The sequence below is a fragment of the Streptomyces phytophilus genome (genome assembly GCF_013870535.1).
Classification (GTDB): Bacteria; Actinomycetota; Actinomycetes; order Streptomycetales; family Streptomycetaceae; genus Streptomyces; species Streptomyces phytophilus.
In genome coordinates this window covers 1-1,351 of the sequence record NZ_JACBXC010001485.1, presented here as the reverse complement: position 1 = coordinate 1,351, position 1,351 = coordinate 1, and the positions used below count along the sequence as shown (strand labels likewise).

Sequence of the window (1,351 nt, the reverse complement as noted above, 5' to 3'; positions counted from 1 at the left end):
GCTCGCCGGCGCCGGGCTGCTGGACGGGCGCCGGGCCACGACCCACTGGGCGTACTGCGCACAACTCGCCCGCCGCCACCCGGCCGTCGAGGTCGACCCCGATCCGATCTTCGTCCGCGACGGCGACGTGGCCACCTCCGCCGGGGTGACCTCCGGCATCGACCTCGCGCTCGCCCTCGTCGAGGAGGACCTGGGCCGCGACGTCGCGCTGCTCATCGCCCGCCACCTCGTGGTGTTCCTGCGCCGTCCGGGCAACCAGGCGCAGTTCAGCGCCCAACTCGCCGCCCAGACCGCGCAGCGGGAGCCGCTGCGCGACGTGCAGCAGTGGATCGACGAACACCCCGGCGGCGACCTGTCCGTGGACGCGCTCGCCGGCCGTGCCGGCCTCTCCCCGCGCCACTTCGCGCGGGCCTTCCGGGCCGAGACGGGCGTGCCGCCCGGACGGTACGTCGACGGCGTGCGGCTGGAGGCGGCCCGCCGGCTGCTGGAGGACAGCGCGTACGGCGTCGAGGAGGTCGCCCGGCACTGCGGCTACGGCACCCCGGAGGCCATGCGGCGCGCATTCGTCCGGGCCCTCGGCGCCTCGCCCGCCGAGTACCGCCGACGCTTCGCCGCCGCCTGACCCGACCCTGCCCACCGCCCGCGCGGGAACCACTCAGGAAGAGGAACCATGCAGATCGCGATCCTGCTCTACGACGGCCTCACCGCCCTCGACGCCGTCGGCCCGTACGAGATCCTCGCGCGGCTCGGCGGCGCCGAGGTCGTCACGGTCGCCGCCGCCCGCGGCCCCGTCGCCAACGACGTCGGCAGCCTCGCGCTGGTCGCCGACGCCGCGCTGGACGAGGTCGCAAGCCCGCAGATCGTCGTCGTCCCCGGCGGACCGGGCCAGATCGCGCAGATGGCCGACGGGCCGCTGCACGAATGGCTGCGGGCCGTGGACGAGCAGACGCTGTGGACCACGTCCGTGTGCACCGGCTCGCTGATCCTCGCCGCCGCCGGCCTGCTGCGCGGGCGCCGCGCCACCTCGCACTGGCTCGCCCTCGAACAGCTCCGTGCGCACGGCGCGGAGCCGACCGGCGAACGGGTCGTCTTCGACGGCAAGTACGTCACCGCCGCCGGGGTCTCCGCCGGCATCGACATGGCCCTGACCCTGGTCGGGCGGATCCAGGGGGACACCGTGGGGCAGGCCGTCCAGCTCGCCACCGAGTACGACCCGCAGCCGCCCTACGACGCGGGGGCGCCGGAGAAGGCGCCGGCGGAGGTCGTCCGGCTGCTGCGCTCCCGCAGCCGGTTCGTCCTCGAAGGCGTACGGGAGTGACCCGCCGGCGGGCCCCCGCCGCGGGGTTCAGAC

The 1,351-nt window shown here is 76.0% G+C and carries 2 protein-coding genes; both read left to right on the top strand.

Going from position 1 to position 1,351, the window contains the following annotated elements:
• A partial coding sequence (locus H5J30_RS33585) for a GlxA family transcriptional regulator (protein ID WP_181791540.1) occupies positions 1 to 622 on the top strand: 622 nt, incomplete at its 5' end.
• Positions 623 to 670: 48 nt separating this feature from the next.
• On the top strand, positions 671 to 1,318 hold the full coding sequence (locus tag H5J30_RS33580; protein WP_181791538.1) for a DJ-1/PfpI family protein: 648 nt from the start codon (positions 671 to 673) through the stop codon (positions 1,316 to 1,318).
• Positions 1,319 to 1,351 lie beyond the last annotated feature (33 nt).